This is a genomic window from Acidovorax delafieldii 2AN, from assembly GCF_000175235.1.
Lineage (GTDB): Bacteria > Pseudomonadota > Gammaproteobacteria > Burkholderiales > Burkholderiaceae_C > Acidovorax > Acidovorax delafieldii_B.
This window is the reverse complement of the sequence record NZ_ACQT01000081.1, coordinates 1-15,556: the sequence shown is the minus strand read 5'-3', so window position 1 is coordinate 15,556 and position 15,556 is coordinate 1. Positions and strand designations below refer to the sequence as shown.

Sequence of the window (15,556 nt, the reverse complement as noted above, 5' to 3'; positions counted from 1 at the left end):
TGCTGCACGCCGGTAGCACCCCGCCCGCCAGTGCGGCCGCCAGCTACGCGCTGCAGCGCAGGCTGGCCAGCCAGGCACGGCGCGGCAACGGTGAGGTGGTCGACCTGGCATCGCTGAACGGCCAGCCCGTGCATGCCATGGCAGCCGTGGCGCGGCCCGCCGAATTCTTCGCCATGCTGCGCGCACGGGGCCTGCAGCTCGTTGGCACCGAAGCCCTTCCAGATCACTATGATTTTAATAGCTGGAAGCGCCCTGCCGACAAGCGCATCACGTTGATTTGCACCGAAAAAGACGCCGTGAAGCTCTGGCCCTTGCACCCCGATGTGCTCGCGGTGGCACTGGAGCTGGCCATCGACCCCGCCTTCACGGCAGCGCTCGACGCACGGCTGTCGGCTTGGCGGGCCGCGCCGGTATCATCCCCCCTCGCCTGACTCTCGAATAAGCCGCCGCCATGGATTCCAAACTGCTTGAACTGCTGGTCTGCCCCGTCACCAAGGGCCCGCTGACCTACGACCGCGAACGCCAGGAGCTGGTGTCGCGCAGCGCCCGCCTGGCGTACCCGGTGCGCGACGGCATTCCCGTGCTGCTCGAAAACGAAGCACGCACCCTGACCGACGAGGAACTGGAAGCGTGAACCCCGCCGAGGCCGCCGGCTTCACGGTGCTGATTCCGGCGCGCATGGCTTCCAGCCGCCTGCCGGACAAGCCCCTGGCCGATATCGCCGGACTACCCATGGTGGTGCGCGTGGCCCGGCGCGCCGCACAAAGCGGCGCCGCGCGGGTGGTGGTGGCGGCCGATGATCCGCGCATCGTGGAGGCCTGCCAGGCACACGGCGTGCAGGCCCTGCTCACCCGCACCGACCATGCCAGCGGCAGCGACCGGCTGGCCGAAGCCTGCGAGCACCTCGGGCTGGACGGCAATGCCGTGGTGGTCAACGTGCAAGGCGATGAGCCGCTGATGGACCCGGCGCTCATCGACGCTGTGGCGGCGCTGCTGCCTTCGCAGCCCGAAGCCAGCATGGGCACGGCCGCCCACGCCATTGCCACCCTGGCCGATTTCGAGAACCCCAACGTCGTCAAGGTGGTGCTGGATGCCCGGGGGCTGGCGCACTACTTCAGCCGGGCCCCCATCCCGCATGCCCGCGACCACGCCGGCCACGCCTGGTGGCAAGGAGCGGCAATCCAGGCTGCGCCCGGCGTGGCGGCGCTGCGCGGCTTCGCACCGCTGCGCCACATCGGCATCTACAGCTACCGTGCCGGGTTTCTGAGGCAGTTTCCCCGCCTGGCCCAGGCCCCCACGGAAGCCGTTGAGGCTTTGGAGCAATTGCGCGCCCTGTGGCACGGTCACCGCATAGCCGTCCACGTCACGGCACATGCGCCGGGCCCCGGCGTGGACACCCCTGCCGACCTGGAACGTGTGCGGGCTCTGCTGGCCTGACACCGCTTCGCCACCGCGCCCCCCGACTCGCGCTGCACTACTCTAGCAACGGTGGGCCACGCCCCAATCGGGTGGGCCGTCAGCACCTGCCGACAGGACAAGGCGAGGGCCGGGCGCCTTGCCCCTACAAGCCCGACGATGGCCGGCCCTGAAACCTCCCACGAGCGATTTAGAAACAGCGCTCACTGGCGGTGCGCGCCATCGCGCACGTCAGCGCGCTGAGCCATCCACCAGTTCAACACAAACCACCTTGCAGCCTCGAGGGGCCAGCCAGCGTCCTGGCCATGCTGATGGTGGTGCGGCGTTGCCCTCCCGGCCTGGCCACGAATCCGCAAGAAGTCCACTCCATCCCCCTCAATCCGCCTGCCGCTTGTTCGGATCCAAAGTGGGCAACCGCGTCTGCGCAAGCCCACCTTGGCGTAAGCCAGAGCAAGATGCACGCATGCTATCCTTGACCGCAACGAGAGCACTGCATCGTCGGCGTTCGGCCGCGCCCCGACAGCAGTGCCAGCCGATTTCTAACCTTCGAGGATTTCCATGAGACTGATTCTGTTGGGCGCCCCCGGTGCCGGAAAGGGCACGCAAGCCACGTTCATCTGCCAGAAATACGGCATACCCCAGATCTCGACGGGCGACATGCTGCGCGCCGCTGTCAAGGCCGGCACCCCGCTGGGCCTGCAAGCCAAGGCCGTGATGGATTCCGGCGCATTGGTCAGCGATGACATCATCATCGGCCTCGTCAAGGAACGCATCGCCCAGGCCGATTGCGCGCAAGGCTTCCTGTTCGATGGTTTTCCCCGCACCATTCCCCAGGCCGATGCCATGAAGGCGGCCGGAGTCAAGCTCGACTACGTGCTGGAAATCGATGTGCCGTTCGACGCCATCATCGAACGCATGAGCGGCCGCCGCTCGCACCCTACCAGTGGCCGCACCTACCATGTCAAGTTCAACCCACCCAAGGTGGCGGGCAAGGACGACGTGACCGGCGAAGAGCTGATCCAGCGCGAAGACGACAAGGAAGAAACCGTCAAGAAGCGCCTGCAGGTCTACAGCGACCAGACCCGCCCCCTGGTGGACTACTACAGCAACTGGGCCAAGGCCGAACCCGAAGCTGCGCCCAAGTACCGCGCCATCAGCGGCACCGGCAGCGTCGAAGAAATCACGGCACGCGCCCTGCAGGCCCTGTCGAGCTGATCCTGCGGGCGGGGTTCGGCCCAGCCCTCTCCCGCTTGCCTCATCCGCAACCCTGCGCGCTCCCGGCGCGTGGGGCCTTACCGGGGCATCGCTCCACCGGGAACGCGCAAGGCGTTCAGCCCAGCAGATCCAGCACCATCGAGATGCGCGCCTTGACCGGCGACAGCCCGCCCGAATCCGGTATCGCATCGCCGGGCCGGGGCAGCACCTGGCCTTGCGGGCAGCGTGTGGACCGCACCACCCGCACCCCTGCGCTCTGGGCGCGCAGCAAGGCGGCTTCCAGCGCGTGGTGCAGCGTGCCATTGCCAGTGGCAGCAGCGACGATTCCTCGCACGCCATCGCGCACAAGCGCGTCGACCAAAGCACCACTGGCGCCAGCATGGCTCACCACCAGCTCGACCCAGGGCCAATTCGTCCGGCTAGCTATTTTTTCAATAGCAAAAGGTGCTTGATCCACGAGCACAGCCGGCCAATCCTGCACCAAACGCACCCGGCCTTCCTCCACCCAGCCCAGCGGACCGGCGTCTCCCGAGCTGAACGCATCGACCCGGTAGGGGTGCACCTTCTGCACGCGCTGCGCACCGTGCACCACACCGGCAGCCACCACGACCACGCCCCGGGCACCCTCGGCCGTCGCCACGGCAATGGCGTCGAGCAGATTCTGCGGGCCGTCCGGGGCCAGTGCCGTCGCAGGCCGCATGGCACAGGTCAGCACCACCGGTTTTTGGGCGCAAAGCACCGTGTGCAAAAACCAGGCAGTTTCTTCGAGGGTGTCTGTGCCGTGGGTGATGACGATGGCGCGCACGCCCGGGTCGGCAAGCGCGGTCGCGCAGCGCCGCGCCAATGCAGCCAGCACGTCGAAATCCATGTCCTTGCTGTCGAGTTGCGCAACCTGCTCGGCCTGCAGGCTGCCGCCTGCCGCGGCGTACAACCCCGGCACCGCCGCGAGCAACTGGTTCACCCCTACCTGTGCAGCGGTATAGCCAATATTGTCCCCAGGCGTGGTCGCCGTGCCTGCGATGGTTCCGCCGGTCGCCAAAACGATAATTTTTTGCCCGCTCACTTGCATCCTTTGAAAAACTGGTAAAAAATACAGCTACTGGATTAATAAACAGTTATTTGCCACCTGCGTGGCCCGCACCGGAACCCACCATGCTCGACAATCCCAAGCTCACCGCCCGCCAGCAACAGATCCTCGACCTGATCCAAACGGCCATTGCCCGTACCGGTGCGCCGCCCACCCGCGCCGAGATCGCCACCGAGCTGGGCTTCAAGTCAGCCAATGCGGCGGAAGAGCACCTCCAGGCGCTGGCCCGCAAGGGGGTGATCGAACTGGTCAGCGGCACGTCCCGCGGCATTCGCCTTCGCAGCGAAACGGTGCGCTCCATCAATGCCGCGCGCGGCACCCAATTCAGCCTGCCCCTGCCGGGATTGTCGCAACTGGTTCTGCCCCTGGTGGGCCGCGTGGCAGCCGGTTCGCCCATTCTCGCGCAGGAACATGTAGACCAAACCTATAGCGTAGAAAACAGTCTTTTCCAGCACAAACCTGACTACCTCTTGAAAGTTCGCGGCATGTCCATGCGCGACGCCGGCATCATGGACGGCGATCTGCTCGCCGTGCAGGCCACGCGCGAAGCGCGCAATGGCCAGATCGTGGTGGCACGGCTGGGAGACGACGTCACCGTCAAGCGCCTGCGCCGCACCGCCAGCTCCATCGAACTGCTTCCCGAAAACCCCGACTACCCCATCATCGTGGTGCAACCGGGTGAAGTGTTCGAAATCGAGGGGCTCGCAGTGGGCCTGATCCGCAACACGATGCTTATGTAATTGCTGCTTTCAGCGGCACACCTCAGGTGGCGGGCGTTTGGGTAGCCTTTGCGGCTGCCCAGCCCTGAGGCCGTGCGCTATTCGCAATCCTGCCTGTGCTCAACCCCATCCACGGAGTTTTCACATGGGACTTGCTTTGTTCGCTCTCTCGACTCTTTCACAGCCCTTCCAGGCTTTTGCCCAATGGCTGCGCCCCCACCGCCGTGCCTCATCGTCCAGGGCCTCGCGCAGCGCCCTGCGACCACGCTCCGCGCTCGACCCATCCTCCCCCTGGGCCGCTGCCTCTGGCTTGGCGCCCCAAAAACGGTTGTTTTCTGCGCCAAACACTTCTGGCAGCGCAACCGCGATGGCATCACGCCAGGGCAGCGGGGTAGTGCGCTTTTCGCAAGCCCTTGCAGCTCCGCGCGAAACAGCAAATGTCAATTGCCATAGCCCTCGGCGCGCTGTGCGTGTGCTCCAAGGCCCGTCCCGCGCGGAAGCGGGGCGCTTGGTGATTGCAGGGCGCATGGCCGATGTGTGCGCAGAACTCGAACGCATGGCGGCTGGCGAGCCACAGCCTCATTGAGGGATACGCCCACCAACCCGCACCCGCGACAAAGGGTTGCACACTGGGGCGTGCGGTGGGCTGGAGCAGCCTGCCCCGCTGCTTGCGCCGAGGCACAATGGCGGGATGAATATTGTGATTCTGGATGACTACCAAGACGCGGTCCGCAAGCTCCATTGCGCAAGTCGGCTCGATCCCTACTCGGCAAAGGTCTACACCAATACGGTCAAGGGGCAAGGCCAGCTGGCCGTTCGCCTGAAGGATGCCGACATCATCGTACTGGTGCGCGAACGCACCCAGATCACGCGCCCACTGATCGAAAAACTCCCCCGGCTGAAATTGATAGCCCAGACCGGCAAGATCGGAAACCACATCGACGTAACGGCCTGCACCGAACGCGGCATTGCCGTGGCCGAGGGAGTGGGCTCACCCGTGGCGCCGGCTGAACTTACCTGGGCATTGGTGATGGCCGCCATGCGTCGCCTGCCCCAATACATATCCAACCTCAAACACGGCGCCTGGCAGCAGTCGGGGCTCAAGGCCGCATCCATGCCGCCCAACTTCGGCATCGGCAGCGTTCTGCGCGGCAAGACGCTGGGCATCTGGGGCTATGGGCGCATCGGCCAATTGGTGGCCGGCTATGGCCGGGCCTTTGGAATGAACGTGCGTGTCTGGGGTCGCGAGGCATCGCGGGCGCAGGCCCTTACCGATGGCTATCAGGCCGCCACCAACCGCGAAGAGTTCTTTTCCCAATGCGATGTGCTTTCGCTGCATTTGCGCTTGAACGACGAAACGCGGGGCATCATTTCGTTAGAGGATCTCTCGTGCATGAAGCCCACTGCGCTGCTGGTGAACACTTCACGCGCCGAGTTGATTGAGTCTGATGCGCTCATCGCAGCCCTCAACCGCGGCCGACCCGGGTTGGCGGCGGTGGACGTCTTCGAAAGCGAGCCTATCCTGCAAGGCCATGCCCTGTTGCGGCTCGAAAACTGCATTTGCACGCCCCACATCGGCTACGTCGAACAGGACAGCTACGAACTCTATTTCGGTGCGGCCTTCGATAACGTGGTGAACTTCATCAAAGGCACGCCCACGAATATCGTGAATCCGGGAGCGCTTCAGGTGCGGCGCTGATCCTCAGCTTCTCCGGTATGCGGGTGCAGCGAATGATACCCACCACGAAAAAAGGCCTCCCGATGGGAGGCCTTTCGCATTTGCGGCACTGTTCCGTGCCGCCCTTTTTTGCCTGAAACTCAGTTCAGAGGGGTCTTCTTGCCATCCTTGTAGGTGTACAGGGTGATGGCGGGGTTCTTCATCTCACCGTTGGGCTCGAAAGCGATCGTGGAAGTCACGCCCTTGAATTGGGCCTTCAGCAGCTCAGGCGTGTAGACCTTGGGATCCACCGAGTTGGCGCGCTTCATCGCGTCCACAATCAGGTACGTCGCATCGTAGGTATAGGGGCTGTACACCTGGAACTGACCAGGGTACTTGGCATCGTACTTGGCCTTCCAGGCTTTTCCGCCGGGCATTTTGTCGAGCGAAGCACCGCCTTCGGCGCAGATCACGTTGGCCAGCGTCTTGGCACCGGCGGCCAGCTTGGCGATTTCGGAGGTGCAGATACCGTCACCGCCAAAGTACTTCACGTTGGTCATGCCAAGCTGTTCCATCTGGCGCAGCATGGGGCCGCCCTGAGGGTCCATGCCGCCGAAGAAGATGGCATCAGGGTTCTTGGATTTGATGGCCGTGAGAATGGCCATGAAGTCGGTCGCCTTGTCGGTGGTGAACTGCTCGTCCACCACCTTCATGCCTTTTTCTGCGGCCACTTTCTTGAACACGTTGGCCACACCTTGGCCATACGCCGTGCGGTCGTCCACGATGGCGACTGTCTTCAGCTTCAGCGTATCCGCAGCGTAGAACGCCAAGCCTGCACCCAGTGCGTTGTCGTTGGCGATGATGCGGAACGTGGTCTTGTAGCCAGGCTTCGTCAGGTTGGGGTTGGTCGCCGCACCGGTGACATGGGGAATGCCGCAGTCGTTATAAACCTTGGAGGCAGGAATGGTCGTACCAGAGTTGAGGTGGCCCACTACGCCCGCCACCTTGGCGTCGCACAGTTTCTGAGCGGCTGCAGTGCCTTGCTTGGGATCGGCAGCGTCATCTTCGGCTTGCAATTCAAACTTGATTTTCTTGCCGCCGATGGTGATGCCCTGGGCGTTCAACTCTTCAATGGCCATGCGGGCGCCATTTTCGTTGTCCTTTCCGTAGTGGGCTTGGGCACCGGAAACCGGAGCCACATGACCGATCTTGACCACTTGCTCTTGTGCAGAGGCCATACCAGCAACAGCCGCGATAGCAGCAACCACGGTCAGTTTCAACTTCAATTGCATATCAATCTCCAGTAAAGATAAACGCTGAGAATAATTCTTGTGTCTCAACGCAGGCGAACATATCGCAATTTACGGGCCAGATCATTAGGGAACACGATTAAATGCGGGCGAAACCACAGGGGAATACCCTGTCATCTCAAAGGCGCCGCAGAATTGCTACCAGCAAGCTCATCCGCCACCGCCTCGTAGACAGCGTGGCGCACCACAGACTCAACCTCTTCACGCAGGCGCGGCAGTAGCGAGCGGGTCTGTTCCTGCACCACCAACGCGATCGCTTCGCGCAACCTTTGGTCCAGCACCACGTCCACGCGCTGCATCACCCGATGCACCATGTACTCTTCCATGCCTTGCGGCAGAGAACGCGCTGCAGGCGCCGGACCATACGCAGTTCGAGAAACGGGCGCTGCGGGCATGTTGTACTGCACCGAGCTCTCACTCTCAGGGCCCCTGGCACGCGGTCTCTCAGGCGGGACAGGGCTCCCGACCTCGAATTGTTTGGAAAGCTGTTGTTTTGCCTGCGTAGAGCCCGCAGAAGATGTGCCGACCGGCACTGGAACGGGGAGAACGTCCGCCACTTGCACCACTTCGGTGAGCGTGGGCACGAAACGGGGAGGCGCCTTGGGTGGTTGAGACATCAATCAGCTTTCAGAACCAAGTCATGCCGGGTGATTTGGTAGCCTCGGGAGGCATAGTGGCGCCAGCGCGAGCGGGCCTCGCTGCGGTCTGATTCGTCCGTGGCACTCACCACCTCCACCAAACGCTCGAAACTGCTGAAACCCTCAGGCACCGCGTCCCCCAGGTTCAGGAGCAGTTCCTGGTGGGGAGCTTCGCGTGCATCTGCGGCAAGCACTACCGGCGAATGCTGCAGAAGCTCCTCGTCCGCATCGGCGCGGCAGTGGGCCACGAAATCCTGGGGCTGCATCCGCCAGAGCATGCCGTCGATTTGCGCCAACGCATCGGCAGAAGCCACGATCACCACGCGCACACCGCTGCGCTGCGCTTTGCGAGCGAACCTGCACGCGTACGCCAGCTTGTCGGGGGCGTTGAAATGGAAGGCGACTTCAGTCATGGATTGGTCAGGCAGCCGTTGAACCAGTCTTGCGCCGCGCAGTACCAGCTTTGGCCCCGGTGGCAGAACGCTCGGCCGCGCCCCGCAAGGCAGGAGCAGCCGCTTTTTCGAAGCCCAACAGGTAGTTCACCAGCAGGCCCACGGGCCGGCCTGTGGCGCCCTTGGCAGCGCCCCCCTTCCATGCGGTGCCCGCGATGTCGAGATGGGCCCAGGGGAAATCGCCCACAAACTTCTGCAGAAACTTGGCGGCGGTGATAGAGCCACCCGCCCGACCCGCAACGTTGCCCATGTCGGCAAAATTGCTCTTGAGGCCTTCGGCGTAGTCCTCATCCAGGGGCATGCGCCAGCACGGGTCCAACGCGCGTTCTCCGGCGGCTGAAAGCGCTGCCGCAAGCGCGTCATCGTTGGCAAAAAGTCCACTGCGCACACCGCCCAATGCGATCACGCAGGCTCCGGTAAGCGTTGCGATGTCCACCACAGCCGCAGGTTTGAAGCGTGCGGCATAAGTCAAGGCATCGCACAGGACCAGCCGTCCTTCCGCGTCCGTGTTCAGCACTTCGATGGTCTGGCCACTCATGCTCGTCACGACATCGCCAGGCTTGACAGCCCGGCCGTCGGGCATGTTCTCGCACGCCGGGATCAGTCCCACCACATTGACCGAAGGCTGCAATTCGGCAAGCGCGCGAAACACACCCAGCACACTTGCCGCGCCACACATGTCGAACTTCATTTCATCCATCTCGGCAGCAGGCTTGATCGAGATGCCGCCGGTGTCGAAGGTGATGCCTTTACCCACCAACACTACCGGCGCCTGGGCCTTGTCGGCGCCACTGTAGCGAAGTTCAATCAGACGCAAGGGCTCTTCCGAGCCTTGCGCCACTGCCATGAAGGCTCCCATGCCCAGTCGGGCCACATCGGCGGGACCATGAATCTTGCACTGGATGCGAGGTTGCCGCCCCAGCGCCTTGGCAGCCTGCGCCAGAAAATTGGGCGTGGCGTGGTTGGCGGGGCGATTGCCCCATTCGCGCGCAAGTTCAATCCCCTGCACCAACCCTACCCCTTGTGCAAAGGCTTCGCGCGCCTTTTCGACTTGGTCGACACCAATCACCACCCGGTTGAGCACGCGGGCCTCCGCCTTGGGCTTGGTGGTTGTGTAGACGTAGCTTGCTTCGGCTACAGCCTGTACCGCCGCAGCGGCGCTCTCTGCGCTGACCCCTTGCGCAAGACAGACCACCGCGCGTTTGACCTGCGGCTGACGGAACGCAGTGCCCACGGCTTGGACAGCCTGCTGTACGGCACGGGACGAGCCGTCCCCCACACCCACAAGGACTACGCGACGCGCGCTAACGGCAGGCGCAAGATACAGTTGAAGGTGCTTGCCGGCCTTGGTTTCAAAATCGCCGCACTTGAACGCGTGTGCTACCAATACCGACAAGGCGTCCTGTGCTGGCTGGAACCCGTTCGGCACCAACAGGACCAGCAGATCACATTTTTCTGCCGCTGCGGCCGACAGGCCCAGAGCCTTCAGATCAAAGTTCATAATCGGTGTTTTCCTTCGAGCCAATGTTATTCGATTCATCCATTCGCAAGGAGTTGGCGCGCAGTTTCGGCGCAACGCTCGTGGTGCTCGTTACGGTGGTCATGACCATGATGCTGATCCGCACTCTTGGCCAGGCCTCGCGTGGAAGCGTCAGCCCATCCGACGTGATGCTGGTGATGGGTTTCACCGTGCTGGGGCAGCTTCCCATCATTCTGAGCCTGAGCCTTTTCGTGGCGGTGGTTGGCGTTCTTTCCCGAATGTACCGGGACAGCGAGATGGTGATCTGGTTCTCAGGCGGAAGGGGACTTATCAGCCTGTTGCCGCCTCTGCTGCGCTTTGCCTGGCCTGTCATGGCGGTGATTGCCCTGCTGTCGTTGGGCGTGTGGCCGTGGGCCAATGCCCAGATCCAGGAACTCAAGACCCGCTACGAGCAACGCAGCGATATCGATCGCATTGCGCCAGGCGAGTTTCAGGAGTCCGCCAATGGTAGCCGCGTATTCTTTATCGACAAGGATGCGCCAGACACGCAGGTAGGCAACAACATCTTCATTGCGGCGAGCAATGGCCCCAAAGAATCCGTCACGTCAGCCCGCAGCGCACGGCTGGAAATCCGCCAGGGCGAACGCTTCGCGTTGCTGAGCCAGGGACAGCGGCTTGAATCCTCGAGCGACCATCCCGGACTGAAGATTAGCGAATTCGTCGAATATGGGACACGCATCGGAGGGGCATCGGCGAGTGCAACCGAGGAGCTTGCCGTGAAAACCCGCGCCACGCACGAGCTTCTGATGCAACCCGCCATTCCGGCCTTCCAAGCAGAACTGGGCTGGAGGCTGGGTTTGGCTCTGGCTGCCATCAACTTCGTGATTCTGGGCCTAGCATTGGCCAGCGTGAATCCGCGGGCCGGGCGCAGTGGCAGCATGCTGTTTGCGCTGCTCGCTTTTGTTGTGTACTACAACCTCATGACGCTGGGGCAAAGCTGGATCGGTGCCGGCAAACTGGGTCTGCTGAGCTTCATGCTGCTGCTTCATGGCGGCACGCTCATCATGGCCGGAATCATCCTTGCCATACGGCACAACCATTGGACGCCACGCCACCTGTGGACACACCGGAGGCCAGCTTGAAAGTTCTGCGGCGTTTCATTCACCGCGAAGCCTTTTTTGCCGTGGGGTTCGTGACCCTGGGGTTTCTGGCACTGTTTTTCTTTTTCGACCTCATCGACGAATTGCGGTGGGTTGGCAGCACCGGTCAGAACGGCTATCAGCTCTCCCACGCACTGCTTTTCGTGTCTCTGAGCATTCCCAGCCATCTCTATGAGTTGTTGCCCATCACTGTGCTCATAGGCACTATTTTTGTAATGGCACGCTTGGCGCAGAGTTCTGAATTCACCATCATGCGCACCAGCGGTATGGGGCCGTGGCGGGCATTGCGCACGCTGCTGACGCTGGGCGGTTTTTTTGTGCTGCTTACCTTTGCCATAGGAGATTACGTTGCCCCGCTGACGGAGCGCGCAGCGCAGCTCATCAAGGTACGCCACCTTGGGCGACTCACTTCAGGCGCAACCGGTGCATGGCTTAAGGAACGCCAGCAGGACCATTCATTTGCAGTGAACGTGCGTGCCCTATCATCTGACGGTGGAATGGTGGACGTGCGTATTTTCGAGTTTGATGAAAAAGGCCGGCTGGCATCCCAAATCCACGCAGCGACAGGGCAATTCGGATCGGCGGGAACCTGGGACCTGCAACAAGTACAGCGCAATAGTTTTGTACAGAAAAGCAGTGAAGAGGCCCGAGTCGAATCGATAAGTGCACCCGTATGGCAGTGGCCCACACGCATCAGCGCGGACATGGTGGCGGCCTCGCTGCTCAAGCCCGACCGCATGGCAACCGTCGATCTATTTCAATATATCAGGCACCTTGAAGCCAACGGGCAGTCGGCCCAACGCTACGAAATCGAGTTCTGGCGCAAGGTGTTTTATCCCCTCAGTTGCTTGGTGATGGTCGTGCTCGCCCTTCCTTTTGCCTACTTGCATTTTCGTGCCGGCGGCATCGCAGGGTACGTGTTCGGCGGCGTTATGGCGGGTATCAGCTTTTTCCTGTTAAACAACGTCTTCGGGTATGCAGGCAATTTGCAAAACTGGTCACCATGGCTTACAGCTGCTGCACCTGGCTTGATTTACTCCGTTTTATCGCTTGCCGCTTTTGGCTGGCTGGTATTGCGCCGCTGACTTTTGCTTTTGCCCCATGTCCATCAACTCTTCAGCTATCGTGCTCTTTTCCCACGGTTCGCGGGACCCGCTTTGGCGCGCCCCCATTGCAGCCGTTGCCGCGCGCATTTCCGAGAGACATCCCGACCGGCACGTACGGTGTGCCTATCTGGAGCTGTGTGAGCCCACCCTGGTCCAAGCAACTGACGACTTGGTGCAACAAGGGGCTGCCCATGTGACTGTGGTGCCCATGTTTTTGGGCACGGGTAAACATGCGCGCGAAGACCTGCCCGTCTTGATCGAGGAACTGCGAACACGCTACAAGGACGTGCAGTTCACCGTACAAGGGGCCATTGGCGAAGACGATCGGATGACCGAATTGATGGCAAAGATCGCCTGCGAGTCCCCAGGCTGACGCCCAATCTTTAGACTCATGCAGCATAATGATGCGACTTTTTAGGCGCATCAGAATATGAACCTGCACCAATTTCGCTTTGTTCAAGAGGCCGCACGGCGCAACCTTAACTTGACTGAGGCCGCCAAGGCGCTGCATACGTCCCAACCCGGCGTGTCCAAAGCCATTATTGAACTCGAAGAAGAACTGGGTATTGATATCTTCGCGCGCCATGGCAAGCGGCTCAAACGCATCACCGAACCCGGGCAGCATGTACTTCGCAGCATCGAGGTCATCATGCGTGAGGTAGGCAACCTCAAGCGCATCGGAGAGCAGTTCAGCGCGCAGGATAGCGGCACGCTTTCGATCGCGACCACGCACACCCAGGCCCGTTACGTGCTGCCTGTACCGGTTGCCCGGCTTCGCGAAGCCTATCCTAAAGTCAACATCAGCCTGCACCAAACCACCCCGGATCAGGTGGCTCGTATGGTGATTGATGAGGTAGCCGAAATCGGTATGGCAACGGAGTCACTCGCAGACTATCCCGAATTGGTGACCCTTCCCTGCTATGAATGGGAACACGTATTGGTGCTCCCGCCAAATCACCCTCTCGCTCAGAAGGAACGCATTGGGCTGGAAGACATTGCCCAGGAGCCGCTCATCACTTACCACCCCACGTTCACGGGTCGCGGCAAAATTGACCATGCATTCCTGAATCGGCGTCTTCAACCACGCATCGCGCTGGAGGCCATCGATTCCGACGTGATCAAGACCTATGTTCGCTTGGGTCTGGGTATTGGAATCGTGGCCGAAATGGCCATGCGGGACGACCCTGTGGGCGACCTCGTGGTGCGCCCAGTGGGTCATCTCTTTGGTCAAAGCGTAGCCCGGGTTGCTTTCAAGCGCGGTGCGTACCTACGCAATTTCGTCTACAAGTTCGCGGAGCTGTTGAGTGACCGCCTGAGCCGTGAATTGATCGCACGGGCCATGTCTGGCCACGTGAACGATTACGAACTCTGAATCTCACCTATCTATCCGCTTACCAGATTCCAACGAGTAGCCGTTCATGGAACCCCCAACCATCATTCCCCATACTCCCACATTTACAAGCAAGCTACCACAGGTAGGCACGACGATTTTCACAGTGATGTCGGCCTTGGCTGCCGAGCATGGCGCTGTCAACCTCGGTCAGGGCTTTCCTGATTTCGAATGCGACCCGCTTCTCGTAGAAGCCGCGAACCATGCAATGAAAGCGGGCCACAACCAGTACCCACCAATGCCTGGGGTTCTTGCGTTGCGCGAAGCAGTTGCTAAAAAAATCGAAGCGATTCACGGCCGAAACTACAGCGCGAACGCCGAAATCACCATAACAGCAGGAGCAACCCAGGCGATCCTCACTGCCATATTGGCCGTCGTGCACCCTGGCGATGAAGTCATCGTGCTCGACCCGTGTTATGACAGCTACGCACCCAATATCACGCTGGCTGGCGGCACAGTGGTTCGCGTCCCTCTCACACCGGGGACCTTCCGTCCTGACTTTGGCCTCATCAGTGCAGCGATCACTTCCCGAACGCGGGCCATGATCATCAACAGCCCGCACAATCCCAGCGCTACCGTCTGGAGTGCCAACGAGATGCTGGCACTGCAAGACCTGCTGGCCCCGACCAATATCCTGCTCATTAGCGACGAGGTATATGAGCACATGGTCTTCGACCAGGCCGAACACCAAAGCGCGGCTCGTTTTTCAGGCCTAGCCGCCCGAGCCTTCATCGTATCAAGCTTTGGAAAAACGTTCCATGTCACAGGATGGAAGGTTGGCACTGTTGCCGCACCTGCACCACTGATGTCGGAATTCCGCAAAGTGCATCAATTCAATGTTTTCACCGTCAACACGCCGATGCAATACGGCTTGGCCGAGTATTTGCGCAATCCTGACCCATATTTACAGCTCCCCGCGTTCTATCAAGCAAAGCGCGATCTGTTCAGACAGGGCTTGGAAGGTTCACGCCTGAAGCTGTTGCCAAGCGAAGGCACTTATTTTCAATGTATCGATATTTCTGCCGTTAGCAACTTGAGGGAGTCCGATTTTTGCCAGTGGCTCACCCAAGAGATAGGCGTGGCGGCGATACCGCTTTCTGCTTTTTATGGTGGTGAATTCGATCAGGGAGTCGTGAGGTTCTGCTTTGCGAAAAAGAACGAGACGTTGCTCGCAGCCATTGAACGCTTACGCAAGCTTTGAATGCGTTCGTCAATATTATTCACGGTAAACGGCTGATCGATACTTCTAGCGGGCGCACGCGTCGACCCAGCTGTACCGGCTCCAAAGGCGGCATCCCTTTGCCGTGGCCCAGCTCTGCGACGAAGACCTGTGCATCGATTTTGCGCCGCTGACCACGGCGTCGGACCGGGTACTGCTGCTGGCCACGGAGCCGCTGACCCTGAACGAGGACTGGAAGGCATTTGGCTCCGGGGAGCTGAAGGTATTCACCGGCGGCCAGGAAGCTCTCTGAGGGCCTCACATTGTTCGGCTTGGGCTGCCGACTTCTCAAAACTCTGTCCCGCGAGCCAGCGCGGCCTACGGCGCTGCGCCTGTCACGTAGTGAATGCAGCTGGAGCTGAAGGCAGAGTTCTCAGGGCAAGTTTGCGAGGGCAACAGCTGAATATTTCGTGCTGTGGTTGCCGGAGGTGACCGCATAGGGAACCGAACTGAGGCGAGGGGGAATTGCAGCGGCCAGTGTTCGGATCTTTGGCGCGAATGGTTTTTGCGCGGCCAAAGCAGAAACGCCCCACTCAAAGGATGAGCGGGGCGTTGCTGGGCTGTAAGAGCCTGACGATGACCTACTTTCACACGGGAACCCGCACTATCATCGGCGCAAAGTCGTTTCACTGTCCTGTTCGGGATGGGAAGGAGTGGGACCAACTTGCTATGGTCATCAGGCATAACTTGGTGTCGTGCTGCTCTGC

Annotated in this window: 16 protein-coding genes, 1 rRNA gene and 1 pseudogene; 12 read left to right on the top strand and 6 right to left on the bottom strand. The window is 61.1% G+C overall.

Annotated elements, in window-relative coordinates; genetic code table 11:
• The 4 genes from ACDELDRAFT_RS11815 to adk all read left to right on the top strand — a co-directional run.
• A partial coding sequence (locus ACDELDRAFT_RS11815) for a tetraacyldisaccharide 4'-kinase (RefSeq protein ID WP_040328960.1) occupies nucleotides 1–431 on the top strand: 431 nt, incomplete at its 5' end.
• A gap of 20 nt (nucleotides 432–451) precedes the next feature.
• On the top strand, nucleotides 452–634 hold the full coding sequence (locus tag ACDELDRAFT_RS25700) for a Trm112 family protein (RefSeq protein WP_005796933.1): 183 nt from the start codon (nucleotides 452–454) through the stop codon (nucleotides 632–634).
• A complete protein-coding gene (gene kdsB, locus ACDELDRAFT_RS11805) occupies nucleotides 631–1,437 on the top strand; it encodes a 3-deoxy-manno-octulosonate cytidylyltransferase (protein ID WP_005796931.1) in 807 nt (268 codons plus the stop codon). Before ACDELDRAFT_RS25700 ends, kdsB begins: the two co-directional genes overlap by 4 nt.
• A 537-nt stretch (nucleotides 1,438–1,974) precedes the next feature.
• Nucleotides 1,975–2,631, top strand: coding sequence for an adenylate kinase (adk, locus tag ACDELDRAFT_RS11800; protein WP_005796929.1), 657 nt, complete (start codon nucleotides 1,975–1,977; stop codon nucleotides 2,629–2,631).
• A gap of 115 nt (nucleotides 2,632–2,746) precedes the next feature.
• Here adk and ACDELDRAFT_RS11795 read toward each other — a convergent pair whose 3' ends face one another.
• Nucleotides 2,747–3,700, bottom strand: a complete 954-nt coding sequence (locus ACDELDRAFT_RS11795; RefSeq protein ID WP_040328957.1) for an asparaginase — start codon at nucleotides 3,698–3,700, stop codon at nucleotides 2,747–2,749.
• Between the two features lie 83 nt (nucleotides 3,701–3,783).
• Here ACDELDRAFT_RS11795 and lexA point away from each other — a divergent pair, with 83 nt between their 5' ends.
• Together lexA and ACDELDRAFT_RS11785 are read left to right on the top strand one after the other, a co-directional pair.
• Nucleotides 3,784–4,458, top strand: a complete 675-nt coding sequence (gene lexA, locus ACDELDRAFT_RS11790) for a transcriptional repressor LexA (RefSeq protein ID WP_005796926.1) — start codon at nucleotides 3,784–3,786, stop codon at nucleotides 4,456–4,458.
• 670 nt (nucleotides 4,459–5,128) lie between these two features.
• A complete protein-coding gene (locus ACDELDRAFT_RS11785) occupies nucleotides 5,129–6,136 on the top strand; it encodes a D-2-hydroxyacid dehydrogenase family protein (RefSeq protein WP_005796924.1) in 1,008 nt (335 codons plus the stop codon).
• A gap of 119 nt (nucleotides 6,137–6,255) precedes the next feature.
• Here ACDELDRAFT_RS11785 and ACDELDRAFT_RS11780 read toward each other — a convergent pair whose 3' ends face one another.
• The 4 genes from ACDELDRAFT_RS11780 to ACDELDRAFT_RS11765 form a co-directional block, all read right to left on the bottom strand.
• A complete protein-coding gene (locus ACDELDRAFT_RS11780; protein WP_005796922.1) occupies nucleotides 6,256–7,386 on the bottom strand; it encodes a branched-chain amino acid ABC transporter substrate-binding protein in 1,131 nt (376 codons plus the stop codon).
• A 131-nt stretch (nucleotides 7,387–7,517) separates the two neighbouring features.
• Nucleotides 7,518–7,730 carry a hypothetical protein gene (locus ACDELDRAFT_RS26080; RefSeq protein ID WP_332375842.1) on the bottom strand — a complete coding sequence of 71 codons (213 nt, stop codon included), beginning with the start codon at nucleotides 7,728–7,730 and terminating at the stop codon, nucleotides 7,518–7,520.
• A 290-nt stretch (nucleotides 7,731–8,020) separates the two neighbouring features.
• Nucleotides 8,021–8,455, bottom strand: a complete 435-nt coding sequence (locus ACDELDRAFT_RS11770; protein ID WP_005796919.1) for a DNA polymerase III subunit chi — start codon at nucleotides 8,453–8,455, stop codon at nucleotides 8,021–8,023.
• 7 nt (nucleotides 8,456–8,462) lie between these two features.
• Nucleotides 8,463–9,995 carry a leucyl aminopeptidase gene (locus ACDELDRAFT_RS11765; protein WP_005796917.1) on the bottom strand — a complete coding sequence of 511 codons (1,533 nt, stop codon included), beginning with the start codon at nucleotides 9,993–9,995 and terminating at the stop codon, nucleotides 8,463–8,465.
• A gap of 23 nt (nucleotides 9,996–10,018) precedes the next feature.
• On the opposite strand from ACDELDRAFT_RS11765, the gene lptF reads away from it, so the two are divergent.
• From lptF to ACDELDRAFT_RS24090, 6 genes and pseudogenes are all read left to right on the top strand, one after another.
• Nucleotides 10,019–11,116: an LPS export ABC transporter permease LptF gene (lptF, locus tag ACDELDRAFT_RS11760; RefSeq protein ID WP_005796915.1), complete on the top strand. Its 1,098-nt coding sequence runs from the start codon at nucleotides 10,019–10,021 to the stop codon at nucleotides 11,114–11,116.
• Complete coding sequence (gene lptG / locus ACDELDRAFT_RS11755) at nucleotides 11,113–12,219, top strand: LPS export ABC transporter permease LptG (RefSeq protein ID WP_005796913.1); 1,107 nt, start codon at nucleotides 11,113–11,115, stop codon at nucleotides 12,217–12,219. Before lptF ends, lptG begins: the two co-directional genes overlap by 4 nt.
• Nucleotides 12,220–12,235: 16 nt before the next feature.
• On the top strand, nucleotides 12,236–12,613 hold the full coding sequence (locus ACDELDRAFT_RS11750; protein WP_005796911.1) for a sirohydrochlorin chelatase: 378 nt from the start codon (nucleotides 12,236–12,238) through the stop codon (nucleotides 12,611–12,613).
• A 57-nt stretch (nucleotides 12,614–12,670) separates the two neighbouring features.
• Complete coding sequence (locus ACDELDRAFT_RS11745; RefSeq protein ID WP_005796909.1) at nucleotides 12,671–13,612, top strand: CysB family HTH-type transcriptional regulator; 942 nt, start codon at nucleotides 12,671–12,673, stop codon at nucleotides 13,610–13,612.
• 46 nt (nucleotides 13,613–13,658) lie between these two features.
• Complete coding sequence (locus ACDELDRAFT_RS11740) at nucleotides 13,659–14,831, top strand: pyridoxal phosphate-dependent aminotransferase (protein ID WP_005796908.1); 1,173 nt, start codon at nucleotides 13,659–13,661, stop codon at nucleotides 14,829–14,831.
• Between the two features lie 64 nt (nucleotides 14,832–14,895).
• Nucleotides 14,896–15,102 (top strand): annotated as a pseudogene (locus ACDELDRAFT_RS24090) (class II glutamine amidotransferase); the annotation flags it as partial.
• A 315-nt stretch (nucleotides 15,103–15,417) separates the two neighbouring features.
• Here the strand turns inward: ACDELDRAFT_RS24090 and rrf are convergent.
• Nucleotides 15,418–15,530: ribosomal RNA gene (gene rrf / locus ACDELDRAFT_RS11735) — 5S ribosomal RNA — on the bottom strand.
• Between the last annotated feature and the right edge of the window lie 26 nt (nucleotides 15,531–15,556).

Excerpts from the sequence above, each read along its gene's own strand:
- ACDELDRAFT_RS25700 (WP_005796933.1), top strand. The coding sequence starts at position 452 with ATGGATTCCAAACTGCTTGAACTGCTGGTCTGCCCCGTCACCAAGGGC.
- adk (WP_005796929.1), top strand. The coding sequence starts at position 1,975 with ATGAGACTGATTCTGTTGGGCGCCCCCGGTGCCGGAAAGGGCACGCAA.
- ACDELDRAFT_RS11795 (WP_040328957.1), bottom strand. The coding sequence starts at position 3,700 with ATGCAAGTGAGCGGGCAAAAAATTATCGTTTTGGCGACCGGCGGAACC.
- lexA (WP_005796926.1), top strand. The coding sequence starts at position 3,784 with ATGCTCGACAATCCCAAGCTCACCGCCCGCCAGCAACAGATCCTCGAC.
- ACDELDRAFT_RS11785 (WP_005796924.1), top strand. The coding sequence starts at position 5,129 with ATGAATATTGTGATTCTGGATGACTACCAAGACGCGGTCCGCAAGCTC.
- ACDELDRAFT_RS11780 (WP_005796922.1), bottom strand. The coding sequence starts at position 7,386 with ATGCAATTGAAGTTGAAACTGACCGTGGTTGCTGCTATCGCGGCTGTT.
- ACDELDRAFT_RS26080 (WP_332375842.1), bottom strand. The coding sequence starts at position 7,730 with ATGGAAGAGTACATGGTGCATCGGGTGATGCAGCGCGTGGACGTGGTG.
- ACDELDRAFT_RS11770 (WP_005796919.1), bottom strand. The coding sequence starts at position 8,455 with ATGACTGAAGTCGCCTTCCATTTCAACGCCCCCGACAAGCTGGCGTAC.
- ACDELDRAFT_RS11765 (WP_005796917.1), bottom strand. The coding sequence starts at position 9,995 with ATGAACTTTGATCTGAAGGCTCTGGGCCTGTCGGCCGCAGCGGCAGAA.
- lptF (WP_005796915.1), top strand. The coding sequence starts at position 10,019 with ATGTTATTCGATTCATCCATTCGCAAGGAGTTGGCGCGCAGTTTCGGC.
- ACDELDRAFT_RS11750 (WP_005796911.1), top strand. The coding sequence starts at position 12,236 with ATGTCCATCAACTCTTCAGCTATCGTGCTCTTTTCCCACGGTTCGCGG.
- ACDELDRAFT_RS11745 (WP_005796909.1), top strand. The coding sequence starts at position 12,671 with ATGAACCTGCACCAATTTCGCTTTGTTCAAGAGGCCGCACGGCGCAAC.
- ACDELDRAFT_RS11740 (WP_005796908.1), top strand. The coding sequence starts at position 13,659 with ATGGAACCCCCAACCATCATTCCCCATACTCCCACATTTACAAGCAAG.